Raw genomic sequence first — 12,532 nt, forward strand, 5'->3', positions numbered from 1 at the left:
GACAGCAAAACACCAATTCTGGCGCTCAAAGAATGGCAGAAAAAGCGCCCCGAATTATTTGTCAAACGGGTTTATGAACAGGCGGGACTTGACAATTACGATCGTAGCAAGGGTAGGATAGCTATCCGGCCCAAGATCGCACGTGACGGATATTTCGCACCCAGGAGATATCATGTGTAAATCGAAGTCCGCTCTATCCATTCTGATAGCGATGCTGATTGGTGTCAGTACGTCTGCCAAGGCCGAATCGCTGAACCAAATCTTGGGCACCTGGCGCATGGTGACCGCCCAAATCGACCCTGACAGCAAGAACCTGCCGGCGTATGGCAGCAAGCCGAACGGCCTGCTCGTGTTCACCGAAGACATGCACTTCATCGAAGTGCTGACCGATGCAACTATTCCGAAATTTGCCTCCGATGTCAGAGGGCAGGGCACGGCCGAGGAAAACCGCGCCGCGATGGCCGGCAACATCGGCTTCTTCGGCACCTATACGGTGGACAAGGAAGGCGTCTTCAGCGGCAACCGCGTCGAGGCATCGACGTTTCCGAACTGGATCGGGCAGGTCCGTACCCGCAAGGAGTTGCGCCTGGTCGTCGAAGGCGATCGCATGACCGAAAACTTCCAGAGGCCGGACGGCACCAGGATCCGGATCATCTGGCAGCGGGTCCAGGATGTGGCGATTGACAGACCCGTGCCAGCTATCCGCTAATATCGCTCAATGCTCGAGTGGAGCACGCTGCTGCTCCCGCAGCGTTTCCAGCACATGCCTTGTCATGCTGCCGGCCAGCTCCTCGTCACCGACAAACACCCGCCCACCCGTCTCCGCCCGCAACAACTCCGCTTCCTTGTCGCTATGCGTAAGTGCCACGCACCGCACGGCGGGATTGAGCGCCTTCGCAATCTCCACCATCTTGCGCACGTCGAAGGTATCCGGCGTCGCGATCACCAGCATCGCCGCCTTGTGGATATGCGCCTGGATCAGCACCGCCGGCTCCGCCGCATTGCCCACCACCGCCGGAATCCCGCGCTCGCGCGCCGTCTCGACCAGCTCACGATGCTGCTCGGCGAGCACGAAGTGAATCCCGCGCGCCGTCAGGTCTTCGGCAATGCGCCGTCCCACCCGGCCGAACCCCACCAGCACCACCTGGTTGCTGAGCTTTTCGCGCGAGGTCGTCATCGGCAGCTCCGCCAGCGGGTCGGCCGGCCGTTCCAGCTTGCGCGCCAGGTGCATCAGGTGATCCTGCTTGCCCAGCCAGCGCTGCACCGGCTCGATCGACGAGAACACCAGCGGATTGAAGGCGATCGAGATGATGGCGCCGGCCAGGATCAGGTTCTGCCCCAGCTCCGGCAATAGCCCGAGCTGCATGCCCAGCGCAGCGAGAATGAAAGAGAACTCGCCGATCTGCGCCAGGCTGGCCGACACGGTGAGCGCCGTATTGAGCGGATAACGCAGCGCCAGCACCAAAACAAAGGCAGCGAGCGACTTGCCGACCACGATCACCAGCACCACGCCCAGCACGTGCAGCGGATTGTCGACCAACACCATCGGATCGAACAGCATCCCGACCGAGACGAAGAACAGGACTGAAAACGCATCGCGCAGCGGCAGCGATTCCTCGGCCGCGCGGTGGCTCAGTTCCGATTCGCGCAGCACCATGCCGGCAAAGAAGGCGCCCAGCGCGAACGACACGCCGAACAGGCTCGAGGACGCATAGGCGATGCCGACCGCCGCCGCGATCACCGACAAGGTGAACAGTTCGCGCGAGGCGGTCCTGGCCACGCGCCACAGGAACCACGGGAAGACCTTGCGCCCGACGATCAGCATGAAGGCGATGAAGCCGCCCACCTGCAGCAGGGTCATGCCCAGCGCCGGCCACAGATCGAGCCCGGCATCGCCCTTGCCGCCCAGCGGCCCGGCGAGCGCCGGCAGCATCACCAGCACCAGCACCATGACGAGGTCCTCGACCACCAGCCAGCCGACCGCAATGCGCCCGTTCATCGAGTCGAGCACGCCGCGCGCCTCCAGCGCGCGCAGCAGCACCACGGTGCTCGCCACCGACAGCGCCAGGCCGAACACGATGCCGGCGCCCAGGCTCCAGTCCCACCACCACGACAGGGCCATGCCCATCGCGGTAGCCACGCCGATCTGCAGCAGGGCGCCGGGCAGGGCGATGCGGCGCACGTCGAGCAAGTCCTTCAGCGAGAAGTGCAGCCCGACCCCGAACATCAGCAGCATGACCCCGATCTCGGCCAGCTGCGAGGCCAGGCCGATGTCCGCCACGAAGCCCGGCGTGGCCGGGCCGATGAAGACGCCGGCCGCCAGGTAGCCCACCAGCGCCGGCAATTTGAGGCGCACCGCCAGCATGCCGAATATCAGGCCGAAACCGAGTGCAGCGGCAATCGTGGTAATCAGACTCAACTCATGGTGCATAACTAGACTTCTTCATTTTAAAAGACCAAGTATATGTAAATACTTATGTTCAGTTTGGAAACATGTGCGATCGGAAAAGACTTGTGCTAAAACAAACTTTTCCGTAAAGTTAGTTATATTGCCTAAATCTATGGATTGATGATGAATAAGAATCAAGCTAGTGAACGCCATTACAGCACACTCTGCCGAGTTTTAGATGCGTTAAGGTATGAGATCCCTCGCTCTAATCGCGAATACCACCCAGTTCCAGCAACGCCTGATGCGCTTATTCAGGCAAGATCTCGAGCATTACTTCATCTTTTTCTGAAAGCTAGATTTGGTTTGATTTCTTATCGGGAGAGGCTGAAGTGCATTACCGATGGCCCTCATGACGGCGGGGTGGATGCTTTTTATGTGGATGAGAAAAGTAAAAAGATTTTCCTTCTTCAGTCCAAATTTCGTGCAAGTGCCTCGAACTTTATTGCTCATAATATGTCCGCAGATGATGTCCTAAAGATGGATGTAAAAAGGATATTGAAAGGCGAAAAAAAAGATGAAAACGGAATTTTATATAATGATAGTATAAAAGGATTATTGCAACGCACGGTCCAGAAAATTCCAGATGTCGGGAGTTATACTACGCAGGTCATTCTACTTGGAAATAGTAAAACCTTTACTCCTCTGCAGTTGAAAAAATTGGTCGAAGGTTATGCCGTCGATCAATATCATCACGAGAGAATTTATAGTGATCTTTTGTTTCCAGTGGTTAACGGCACGTATTATACCGAGCCTAACCTTAAAATTGAGATAAATCTCACAAACGTGCGAGGTGAAAGCAATCTTGATTACGATGTTAAAACTAAAGCAGTTAAGTCGAATATAAAAATTTTATTCGTTCCAACCAAGGAGATTGGGCGAATAATGCACACTTACAAAAATTCAATATTAAAATATAATCCAAGAAGCTTTCTCGAATTGCAAAAGAATCCGGTCAATCAGCAGATTGCTAGCTCAATCGAGGATGAGGTTGGCAATTCTTTTGCTCTATTTAATAATGGCATCACAATAATATCCGATGGTACTTCGATAAGTTCAGAGACCGCTAAACAAGGGGTGGCCCAAGTTGTTTTGCGTAATCCGCAGCTAGTTAATGGAGGTCAGACGGCGTTTACATTGAGCAGAATCTACGAAAAATGCTTGGCCGAAAATGACTTTTCAGTTTTTAAGAATAAGGAAGTACTCCTAAGAGTTATTACATTCGTTGGTCCAGAGCGTCCAATAGATGCTGCTGCTAGAATTGAGCTGATGGGTGAGATTTCTAAAGCTAGTAATTCTCAAACCAAGATTGAGGAATCGGATCGACGTTCTAATGATCCTATCCAGATTGAGCTGCAGAAAGCATTTTTCGAAAAATACGGAATGTATTATGAGAGAAAGCTGGGCGAGTTTAGTGATGGAATTGCTTCTGGTTATATCGATCAAACATCGTTAGTTAACCGTGAGCGTTTAATTAGAATTGGGCTTGCATGTGATTATAGGGCAAATCAAGCCCGATCAAGCATCTCTCGATTTTTCAAAGACGAAACTACATTAGCGACACTTTTAAAATTGCGAGATGTTAATAAATATGCTTACGGTTATGAAGTTCTGCGGCTTCTCGAATTAAAAAGAAAAGGAAGGCCTCTAGTTAGAGGGGATCGGTACCACATTAAGCAATTCGGTCAAGCTCTGCGCTACGCGCAATACGCTGTCGTTGCAGTCTGCGCAAATAAAGGGCCTGCGAAACATAAGTCGGAGTTGCAAGTGGTTGATCTAGTTTTGTCTCAGTGGGTGGTGTTTGAATCGTGGGTGCAAAAGAAGAAGACAAATCAACATTACAAAGTCGAAGGTGCTTTCGATTTTGTGAATTACTATAAGGGTGCTACAATTAATTCAGATCTTAAAGAGTATAGTTTCTCTATTTAATCATGGCTGTAAATTTTTTTCATTGTGAATGACGAAATCGGCCTTTATCAACTAAGACATAGTTAAGCACTTACTTCATCTTATAATGATCATATTCCAGTGCGTCATCTATGTATGAAGTGCGATAGCATTGGTGTATTGCTATTGCCGGGCTAACGCCGCATGGAAAAACTGGATGAACTGCGCCGTTCCAAACTGATCGCCCTGAGCTTCTTCGTGGGCGCGGCCGTGCTGTTCGTGATCAGCCTGCTGCTGCCGGCCACCTGGTGGACCGGTCTGCTGCGCGCCTTTTCCGAAGCGGCCATGGTCGGCGCGCTGGCCGACTGGTTCGCGGTGGTGGCCCTGTTCCGGCGCGTGCCGATCCCGATCGTCTCGCGCCATACCGCCATCATCCCCAGCAACAAGGACAAGATCGCCGACAACCTGGCCCTGTTCGTGCGCGAAAAATTCCTCGACACCGATTCCATCGTCGGGCTGATCCGGCGTCACGATCCGGTGCAGAAGGTGGCCGAGTGGCTGGTCAAGCCGGCCAATACAGAGCTGATGGGCGCCCACCTGGTGCGCGCCGCCACCTTCATGCTCGACTTCATCGAGGACGCGGCGGTGCAGAACTTCATCCGCCGCGGCGTGCACACGATGGTGAGAAGCGTCGACCTGTCGAAGTCGAGCGGCGCGATCCTCGAAAGCCTGACCCGCGGCCGGCGCCACCAGGAGTTGCTCGACGAAGGTATCCGGCAACTGGCGCGACTGCTGGACAACGCGGATACCCAGGACTACATCGCCCAGGGCATCGTCGATTGGCTCAAGGAAGATTACGCCTTCATCGAGAAGATGCTGCCGTCGGACCTCATCGGCCGCAAGGGCGCCGACATCGCCGTGCGCCTGGCCGCCGGCGTGTTGAACAAGGTCGCGGCCGATCCCGAGCACCCGCTGCGCCACCGCTTCGACGACTACGTGGCCGGCTTCATCGAACGCCTGAAAGGCGACCCGGCCTTCCTGGCCAAGGCCGACGACGTCAAGCGCTACCTGCTCGAGGACGAGACCCTCAACGCCTATCTCGGTTCGCTGTGGGCCGAGCTGAAGGCCTGGCTCAAGCGCGACCTGGAAAGCGACGAGTCCAGCCTGCGCCGCCGCATCGTCGCCATGGGCGCCTGGATCGGCAAGGTGCTCAGCGAAGACCCGGCCTTGCGCCAGTCGCTGCACGAGAACCTGGAGGCGGCCGCGCGCGGCGTGGCGCCCGAGTTCGCGGGCTTCCTGACGCGCCACATCGCCGACACCGTCAAGCAGTGGGACGACCGCGAGATGTCGGCCCAGATCGAACTCAATATCGGCAAGGACTTGCAGTACATCCGCATCAACGGCACCATCGTGGGCGGCATGATCGGCGTGACCTTGTACCTGCTGTCCCACCTGCCCGCGCTCCTGAACTGAAGGCCTCACCATGCACACGCTCGCACTAAACGACTGGCTGGCCGCCCACCCCGAGGTCGAGCGCATTCCCGAGCGCGACCTGTACGTGGTGGCGCGCTACATGATCCCGCTGGATGCCAACCTGGCCCAGGGCTGCCTGGAAGCGTCGGGCATCCCCGCCATGCTGGCCGACGCCCACCTGATGCAGACCGACCTGCTGCTGGCGCCGGCCCTGGGCGGCGTGCGCCTGCTGGTCGGTGCCGGACACGTGCAACAGGCGTATGCGGTGCTCGAAGCCCTGGCGCGCGGCGACTATGCGCTCGACGAGCACGCGCCGGACGGCGAGTGGCATAAGGCTGAGTAGACCGCGCCCGAGCGTGGGGTGGCGCACGAATCGACGCGCGCCGGAGGCGTACGCTGTGCTCTCTTGTGTCAAAAGGAGAACATCATGCCCCAGGGTGATAAATCGTCATACACCGACAAGCAGAAGCGCCAGGCCGAGCACATCAAGGAAGGCTACGAGAAGAAGGGTGTCGGCAAGAAGGAGGCCGAGCGGCGCGCCTGGGCCACCGAGAACAAGGTCTCGGGTGGCGGCAAGAAGCATTGAACGATGACGCTGGAAACAACAACGGCCCGGTTCGCGAGAACCGGGCCGTTCTGTATCTGGTGGTGATAGGTGGACTTGAACCACCGACCCCAGCATTATGAGTGCTGTGCTCTAACCAGCTGAGCTATATCACCGAAACTGACAAAGCAAAAATGGCTTGACTCGTTGGAGAGCCAAGCCATTCGCTTGGAATTCTTGGTGGTGATAGGTGGACTTGAACCACCGACCCCAGCATTATGAGTGCTGTGCTCTAACCAGCTGAGCTATATCACCGCAACGACCAATATTATCGGGCGCGACCGGTTGCGTGTCAAGATCGTGGCGTGTTCTGCGCGGAAAAATGTCGCGCCGATGTCATTTGCCTAACGTCGCCAGGTGATCCAGCATCGCCCCAGCCGGGTCTGGCCCCAGGCAATCGATCACGATCCGGTCCGGCATCGCGCGCAGCCAGGTGATCTGGCGCTTGGCCAGCTGGCGGGTGGCGATGATGCCCAGTTCGCGCAGTTCCGCGCGGCTGATATTTCCATCCAGGTAGTCCCAGGCCTGGCGATAGCCGACGCAGCGGATCGACGGCAGCGCCGGCGACAGGTCGCCGCGCGCGCGCAGGCGCGCCACTTCCGCCACCAGGCCCCCGTCGTCGCTGTTCCCCAGCATCTGGTCGAAGCGCAGCGCGATGCGTCGGTGCAGCACAGAGCGGTCTTCAGTCTCCAGGCCGAACGACACCAGTTCGAACGGCAGCTCGGGCTTGGCACGCTTTGCCAGCAGGGCCGACATCGGCTGGCCGGACAGTTCGAAAATCTCCAGCGCGCGGTTGATGCGCTGGGCGTCGTTCGGCGCCAGGCGCGCCGCCGTCACCGGATCGACCGCGCGCAGTTTCTCGTGCATGCCGGGCCAGCCGATGCGGGCGGCTTCGGCATCGAGCGCGGCGCGCACGCCGGCATCCGCCGTCGGCAGGTCGTCCAGGCCGTCGACCAGCCCCTTGAAATACATCATCGTGCCGCCCACCAGCAGCGGCAGCTTGCCGCGCGCCGTGATCTCGCCGACGAGGCGGATGGTGTCGTCGCGGAACTGCGCCACCGAATAGGCCTCGAGCGGATCGAGGATGTCGATCAGGTGATGCGGCACGGCGGCCAGTTCGTCGGGTGTGGGCTTGGCGGTGCCGATGTCCATCCCGCGATACACGAGGGCCGAATCGACCGAGATGATTTCGCACGGTCGCGTTTGCGCGATGCGCAGGGCGCTGGCCGTCTTGCCGGACGCGGTCGGACCCATGATGGCCACGGCCATCGGCTTGTTCGTCTCGTTCATCATTGGCCGCGCAAGAACAGTTTGTCGAGCGCGGAGATCTCGAGCTGGACCCAGGTCGGGCGGCCGTGGTTGCACTGGTCGGCGCGCTCGGTGCTCTCCATCTGGCGCAGCAGCGCGTTCATCTCGGGCACGGCCAGGATGCGGTTGGCGCGCACCGCCGTGTGGCAGGCGAGGGTGCCGAGCAGCTCGTTGCGGCGCTCGATCAGCACGCGCGAGCCGCCGTATTCGCGCACGTCGCGCAGCACGTCGCGCGCCAGGGTCTGGGCGTCGGCGTTCTTGAGCAGGGTCGGCACGCTGCGCACGGCGAGGGTGGTCGGCGATAGCGCGGCGATGTCGAAGCCCAGCGCCTTCAGCGTGTCCTGGTGCTCGGTCGCGGTCGCGACTTCGATCGCGTCGGCGTAGAAGGTCACCGGGATCAGCATCGACTGCACCTGCATCTCCTGGCCCTGGGCCTGGGCGTCGAGCGCGTTCTTGATCTGCTCGTAGAGGATGCGCTCGTGGGCCGCGTGCATATCGACCAGCACCAGGCCGCGCGTGTTCTGGGCCAGGATGTAGATGCCGTGCAGCTGGGCCAGCGCGAAGCCGAGCGGGAAGTCGTCGTTCGACAGCGGGCGGTCCGACGCCGAGAGCGGCACGTCCATCGGGGCGGCCGAAGGCGCAGGCACCGTGGTCGTCGCATCCGACTTGAACAGTGCGCCATACGCCTCGGTGCGCTGCGCAACGCCGCCTTGCGTGGAAGGATCATCCCAGCGGCTGCCCGCCGGATAAGGCGACGGTGAGAAGGTCGACAACTGCGACCCGAACGAGGTCTGCTCGTGTGGCCGCATCTGCGGCCGTGACGGCGATTCCGATAACTGCCATAGCGGCGTCCCGCTGGGCCTTACCTCGGCCGCCGTGATCGGCGCCGGCACGCTGCCGTGCGCCGTGGCCGAGGTCTGGGCCAGCGTGCGCTGCACCGCGTGGAATACGAACTGGTGCACCGCGCGGCTGTCGCGGAAGCGCACTTCGATCTTCGATGGGTGGACGTTGACGTCGACCAGCGCCGGATCGAGGTCGAGCGACAGCACGTACGAGGGGAAGCGGTCGCCGTGCAGCACGTCCTGGTAGGCGGCGCGCACCGCGTGCACCAGCACCTTGTCGCGGACAAAACGCCCGTTCACGTAGAAGAACTGGCCGTCGGCGCGCGCCTTCGAGGCGGTGGGCAGGCCGACGTAGCCGTGCAGGTGCAGCGGACCGGCCGATTCGTCGAGTTCGAGGCGCGCCTCGGCGAAATCGCTGCCCAGGATGTGGGCGCTGCGCTTGGCTGCTTCGCTCACGTTCCAGTGGTCGATCGTGCGGCCGTTGTGCGACAGGCTGAACGACACGTCCGGACGCGCCAGCGCGATGCGGCGCACGACCTCGGCGCAGTGGCCGTATTCGGTCTGTTCGGATTTTAAAAACTTGCGCCGCGCCGGCGTGTTGAAGTACAGGTCCTGCACGTCGATCGTGGTGCCGCAGGCGCCGGACGACGGCGCGACGGTGCCCTCGTGCGAGCCGACGATTTCCCAGGCGTGGGCCGCGTCGGGCGTGCGCGAAGTGATGCGCACCGCGGCCACCGAGGCGATCGAGGCCAGCGCCTCGCCACGAAAGCCCAGCGTGCCCACGTTCTCGAGGTCGTGCAGCGAAGAGATCTTGGAGGTCGCATGGCGCGCCAACGCCAGCGGCAGCTGTTCCGGCGCGATGCCGCGGCCATTGTCGGTGATCGCGATGCGCTTGACGCCGCCTTCTTCGAGGCGCACGGTGATCTGGGTCGCGCCCGCGTCGAGCGCATTCTCCAGCAGTTCCTTGACGACGGCCGATGGCCGCTCGACCACTTCGCCGGCGGCGATCTGCGAGATGAGCTGGTCGGGGAGCTGCTGGATGGGACGGTGGGTCGGGGCTGGGGCGTTCATGGTGCGATTATATCGCGCTGCCATGGCCCCGGATCGTCGATGGCTTATTGCTGTTCGCGCACGGGAATCGGCACATTGCACAGGTCGATGGCGCCGGCCGCGACCTTGGTCCACGGACCGCCGCGGTTGCGCTGGGCCTCGATCACGGCCTGGAAGGCGGCGCTCTCGGTGCGCATCACCTCGAGCTTGCTGCGTTCAGGCAGCGGCACGTCGGCCGCCAGGCGCACGCTGGCGATCGGCGTGCGTTGCTCGGCTTTCTCGTAGAAACCGGCGGCGCCGGTCCCGCGCGGCATCACCGTGAGCAGCGGCATGCCGGACACGATGCGCCCGACCACGGTGATGTTGCGGTCCAGGTGGCGCGGCGCGTGGCCGATCACGGTGTACAGCTGCGAACCGTTGCCGGTATTGGACGCCTCGTCGCGCGCCACGCCGACCATGGCGTAGCAGTGCGGCAGCCAGGCCTGGCCGGCCTTCGGGTCGCGCGCTGCCGGGAAGCCGTTCACGTGGCCCACCTGCGGCGCGTAGACGTCGCGTTCCTTCAGCTGCGTGAATTTGCCGGTGCCCTTGGCGGGCACGGTGAATTCGGCGTCCACTGTCTTGTCGGCCTTGAACGGGCGCGGCGTTTCTTCGTCCGGATCGCCCCATTGCACCACGAAGCCGTCTTGCGCGCGCATGATCCACAGGCCGTCGAAATAGCGCTCGCGCACCAGTGCGCGGATGTTCGCGGCCGCCTTCGGCGCGAAGCTCGGCGCCAGTTCCATGACCACGCGGCCGGCCGGCAGTTCCATGTACAGCGTGTTCTCCGGATCGAGGGGGCGCCAGTCGCCCGCCTGGGACGCCTTGACCACGTCCGCCACCGAGGGCTTGGGCGGCAATTCCTTGCCGGGCCTGGCCGGCGCCGCGCTGGCGCCGCTGCTGAACAGGGCGAGGAGGGCGCTGCCGGTGAGTGCTCCGATCATGGTCATTGCCTGCATGTCTGCTCCGCTTCTTATTTATGTGCGGGCAATTGTAGCCCAGCGCGCTGCCAGGCCCTCCAGATCGCGTGAACATCTTGCAAGAGGGGAGAGGGCTATAATGTCAGGCTCTCGTTTAGGAGTATCATGGACCTGATGCACCTGTTCGACATGCTGCTGCACGTCGACAAATCCCTCGGCGCCCTGCTGGCCCAGTACGGCACCTACGTCTACCTCGTCCTGTTCGCCATCGTGTTCTGCGAGACCGGCCTGGTGGTCCTGTTCTTCTTCCCCGGCGACACCCTGCTGTTCATCGCCGGCGCCTTCTGCGCCACCGGCGAGATGAGCTATCCGCTATTGACGACCCTGCTGGTGACCGCCGCCGTCACCGGCAATACGGTGAACTATTTCATCGGCGAAGCGGTAGGCCATCGCATGTTCACGCATAACTATCGCTGGATCAACAAGGATGCCCTCACGCGCACCCATGCCTTCTTCGAAAAGCATGGCGGCAAGACCATCATCCTGGCGCGCTTCGTGCCGGTGGTGCGCACCTTCGCGCCCTTCGTGGCCGGCGTGTCCGACATGACGCACACCCGCTTCCAGCTGTACAACGTCGCGGGCGCGCTGCTGTGGGTGGTTAGCCTGGTAACGGCCGGCTATTTCTTTGGCCATGTGCCGATCATCAAGGACCACCTGACCGAGATCGTGCTGGTGGGCGTGAGCGCGGCCATCGTGCCGCTGGCGATCGGCGGTCTGTACAAGCTTGGCCGGCGCATGCTCAGCCGTAATTAACATTTAGAATGACAAGTCGGCAAAAGGCGTAAATTCAGCGCCTTTTGTTGCTGCAGCGCACTCAAGTTAGCTGCGCCGGGTCCGATAAGGATAGGGTAAGCACACTATCTGGACACCCATGCGTAACCTGATCGCACTATTCGCCTTGAGCCTGAGCCTGACCGTGGCCACGGCGCATGCGAACGATGCAGCCCCGACCAAGCCTGCGGCCGAGAAGCCCGCGGCGATCGCCTCGATCAAGCCGAACCTGCGGCCTGCCGGGGCCACCCCGGCGGCTGCCCAAAAATCCGAAGAAGACGCGGAAGTCGACCTGTCGGTCCGCATCGCCGAAAAACTGGCCGAGCTGCGCGCCAAGCAGGCGCTGCGCGCCGAGGAAGCCGCACGCGCACGCCGCGCCGCGGACGCCCGCCGCAAGAAGGAAGCCGCCGCCGCTGCCGCCGCGGCAATCGAAGCCGCCAAGCCGAAGAACGGCACCCATTGGACCTATGAGGGCGAGTTCGGTCCCGAGAACTGGTCGAAGATCAATACCGCTTGGGCAGCCTGCAATACCGGCAACCGCCAGTCGCCGATCGACCTGCGCGACGGCATCAAGGTCGATCTGGAGCAGATCAACTTCGACTATCACCCGAGCTCGTTCAACGAGATCGACAATGGCCATACGATCCAGGTGAATGTCGCGGGCGGGAACTTCCTGAGCGTGGGCGGGACCACCTACGAGCTGCAGCAATTCCACTTCCACCGTCCGGGCGAGGAGCGCATCAACGGCAAGGGCACCGAGATGGTCGTGCATCTGGTGCACAAGAGCTACGACAACAAGATCGCGATCCTGGCGGTGCTGCTCGAGCGCGGCGACGCCAATCCGATGATCCAGACCGTGTGGAACAATCTGCCGCTGGAAAAGCACATGACGGTGACGCCGTCGATCGTGATCGACGTCAACGAGATCCTGCCGGCGCGACGCGACTACTTCACCTACATGGGGTCGCTGAGCGAGCCGCCATGCACCGAGAACGTGCTGTGGCTGGTGATGAAGCAGCCGATGACGGCGTCGCCGCAGCAGATGGCCTTGTTCTCGCGCCTGTATCCCTTCAATTCGCGGCCTGTGCAGCAGGCGAACGGGCGGATGATCAAGGAATCCATGTAAAACAAAAAA

General features: G+C 60.9%; 12 protein-coding genes and 2 tRNA genes. 8 read left to right on the forward strand and 6 right to left on the reverse strand.

The window, feature by feature from the left end; translation table 11 throughout:
• Together ABIB42_RS14580 and ABIB42_RS14585 are read left to right on the forward strand one after the other, a co-directional pair.
• Positions 1 to 180 (forward strand): hypothetical protein (locus tag ABIB42_RS14580; RefSeq protein ID WP_429248602.1); only part of this gene is annotated, 180 nt, incomplete at its 5' end.
• Positions 173 to 709, forward strand: a complete 537-nt coding sequence (locus ABIB42_RS14585) for a lipocalin-like domain-containing protein (protein WP_429248557.1) — start codon at positions 173 to 175, stop codon at positions 707 to 709. The genes ABIB42_RS14580 and ABIB42_RS14585, both read left to right, overlap by 8 nt.
• Positions 710 to 715: 6 nt before the next feature.
• On the opposite strand, the gene ybaL is transcribed toward ABIB42_RS14585, so the two are convergent.
• Positions 716 to 2,431 carry a YbaL family putative K(+) efflux transporter gene (ybaL, locus tag ABIB42_RS14590; RefSeq protein ID WP_429248558.1) on the reverse strand — a complete coding sequence of 572 codons (1,716 nt, stop codon included), beginning with the start codon at positions 2,429 to 2,431 and terminating at the stop codon, positions 716 to 718.
• Between the two features lie 141 nt (positions 2,432 to 2,572).
• On the opposite strand from ybaL, the gene ABIB42_RS14595 reads away from it, so the two are divergent.
• The 4 genes from ABIB42_RS14595 to ABIB42_RS14610 all read left to right on the forward strand — a co-directional run bounded on the left by ABIB42_RS14595 (position 2,573) and on the right by ABIB42_RS14610 (position 6,392).
• Positions 2,573 to 4,375, forward strand: coding sequence for an AIPR family protein (locus ABIB42_RS14595; RefSeq protein ID WP_429248559.1), 1,803 nt, complete (start codon positions 2,573 to 2,575; stop codon positions 4,373 to 4,375).
• A 162-nt stretch (positions 4,376 to 4,537) separates the two neighbouring features.
• The gene (locus ABIB42_RS14600) at positions 4,538 to 5,806 is read left to right on the forward strand and encodes a DUF445 domain-containing protein (RefSeq protein ID WP_429248560.1); all 1,269 of its coding nucleotides are present in this window, start codon (positions 4,538 to 4,540) and stop codon (positions 5,804 to 5,806) included.
• A 10-nt stretch (positions 5,807 to 5,816) separates the two neighbouring features.
• On the forward strand, positions 5,817 to 6,149 hold the full coding sequence (locus tag ABIB42_RS14605) for a putative signal transducing protein (protein ID WP_429248561.1): 333 nt from the start codon (positions 5,817 to 5,819) through the stop codon (positions 6,147 to 6,149).
• 84 nt (positions 6,150 to 6,233) lie between these two features.
• Entirely contained in the window at positions 6,234 to 6,392 is a 159-nt protein-coding gene (locus ABIB42_RS14610; protein WP_219861287.1) for a hypothetical protein, read from the forward strand.
• 57 nt (positions 6,393 to 6,449) lie between these two features.
• On the opposite strand, the gene ABIB42_RS14615 is transcribed toward ABIB42_RS14610, so the two are convergent.
• The 5 genes from ABIB42_RS14615 to ABIB42_RS14635 all read right to left on the reverse strand — a co-directional run bounded on the left by ABIB42_RS14615 (position 6,450) and on the right by ABIB42_RS14635 (position 10,605).
• Positions 6,450 to 6,526: transfer RNA gene (locus ABIB42_RS14615), tRNA-Met, on the reverse strand.
• Between the two features lie 62 nt (positions 6,527 to 6,588).
• Positions 6,589 to 6,665: transfer RNA gene (locus ABIB42_RS14620), tRNA-Met, on the reverse strand.
• Between the two features lie 81 nt (positions 6,666 to 6,746).
• Positions 6,747 to 7,703 (reverse strand): tRNA (adenosine(37)-N6)-dimethylallyltransferase MiaA, encoded by a 957-nt coding sequence (gene miaA, locus ABIB42_RS14625; RefSeq protein ID WP_429248562.1) that lies wholly within the window; start codon positions 7,701 to 7,703, stop codon positions 6,747 to 6,749.
• On the reverse strand, positions 7,700 to 9,631 hold the full coding sequence (gene mutL / locus ABIB42_RS14630; RefSeq protein WP_429248563.1) for a DNA mismatch repair endonuclease MutL: 1,932 nt from the start codon (positions 9,629 to 9,631) through the stop codon (positions 7,700 to 7,702). The genes miaA and mutL overlap by 4 nt, the downstream gene beginning before the upstream one ends.
• Positions 9,632 to 9,675: 44 nt before the next feature.
• On the reverse strand, positions 9,676 to 10,605 hold the full coding sequence (locus ABIB42_RS14635) for a peptidylprolyl isomerase (protein ID WP_429248564.1): 930 nt from the start codon (positions 10,603 to 10,605) through the stop codon (positions 9,676 to 9,678).
• A gap of 126 nt (positions 10,606 to 10,731) precedes the next feature.
• Here ABIB42_RS14635 and ABIB42_RS14640 point away from each other — a divergent pair, with 126 nt between their 5' ends.
• Together ABIB42_RS14640 and ABIB42_RS14645 are read left to right on the forward strand one after the other, a co-directional pair.
• Positions 10,732 to 11,379, forward strand: coding sequence for a VTT domain-containing protein (locus ABIB42_RS14640; RefSeq protein WP_071361421.1), 648 nt, complete (start codon positions 10,732 to 10,734; stop codon positions 11,377 to 11,379).
• Between the two features lie 118 nt (positions 11,380 to 11,497).
• Positions 11,498 to 12,523 (forward strand): carbonic anhydrase, encoded by a 1,026-nt coding sequence (locus tag ABIB42_RS14645; RefSeq protein ID WP_184236989.1) that lies wholly within the window; start codon positions 11,498 to 11,500, stop codon positions 12,521 to 12,523.
• Positions 12,524 to 12,532: the final 9 nt, after the last annotated feature.

This window comes from Massilia sp. UYP32 (assembly GCF_050434365.1).
GTDB lineage: Bacteria > Pseudomonadota > Gammaproteobacteria > Burkholderiales > Burkholderiaceae_D > Telluria > Telluria timonae.

What these genes read in the sequence shown, in the direction of transcription:
- ABIB42_RS14585 (WP_429248557.1), top strand. Translation starts at nt 173, where the DNA reads ATGTGTAAATCGAAGTCCGCTCTATCCATTCTGATAGCGATGCTGATT.
- ybaL (WP_429248558.1), bottom strand. Translation starts at nt 2,431, where the DNA reads ATGCACCATGAGTTGAGTCTGATTACCACGATTGCCGCTGCACTCGGT.
- ABIB42_RS14595 (WP_429248559.1), top strand. Translation starts at nt 2,573, where the DNA reads ATGAATAAGAATCAAGCTAGTGAACGCCATTACAGCACACTCTGCCGA.
- ABIB42_RS14600 (WP_429248560.1), top strand. Translation starts at nt 4,538, where the DNA reads ATGGAAAAACTGGATGAACTGCGCCGTTCCAAACTGATCGCCCTGAGC.
- ABIB42_RS14605 (WP_429248561.1), top strand. Translation starts at nt 5,817, where the DNA reads ATGCACACGCTCGCACTAAACGACTGGCTGGCCGCCCACCCCGAGGTC.
- ABIB42_RS14610 (WP_219861287.1), top strand. Translation starts at nt 6,234, where the DNA reads ATGCCCCAGGGTGATAAATCGTCATACACCGACAAGCAGAAGCGCCAG.
- miaA (WP_429248562.1), bottom strand. Translation starts at nt 7,703, where the DNA reads ATGATGAACGAGACGAACAAGCCGATGGCCGTGGCCATCATGGGTCCG.
- mutL (WP_429248563.1), bottom strand. Translation starts at nt 9,631, where the DNA reads ATGAACGCCCCAGCCCCGACCCACCGTCCCATCCAGCAGCTCCCCGAC.
- ABIB42_RS14635 (WP_429248564.1), bottom strand. Translation starts at nt 10,605, where the DNA reads ATGCAGGCAATGACCATGATCGGAGCACTCACCGGCAGCGCCCTCCTC.
- ABIB42_RS14640 (WP_071361421.1), top strand. Translation starts at nt 10,732, where the DNA reads ATGGACCTGATGCACCTGTTCGACATGCTGCTGCACGTCGACAAATCC.
- ABIB42_RS14645 (WP_184236989.1), top strand. Translation starts at nt 11,498, where the DNA reads ATGCGTAACCTGATCGCACTATTCGCCTTGAGCCTGAGCCTGACCGTG.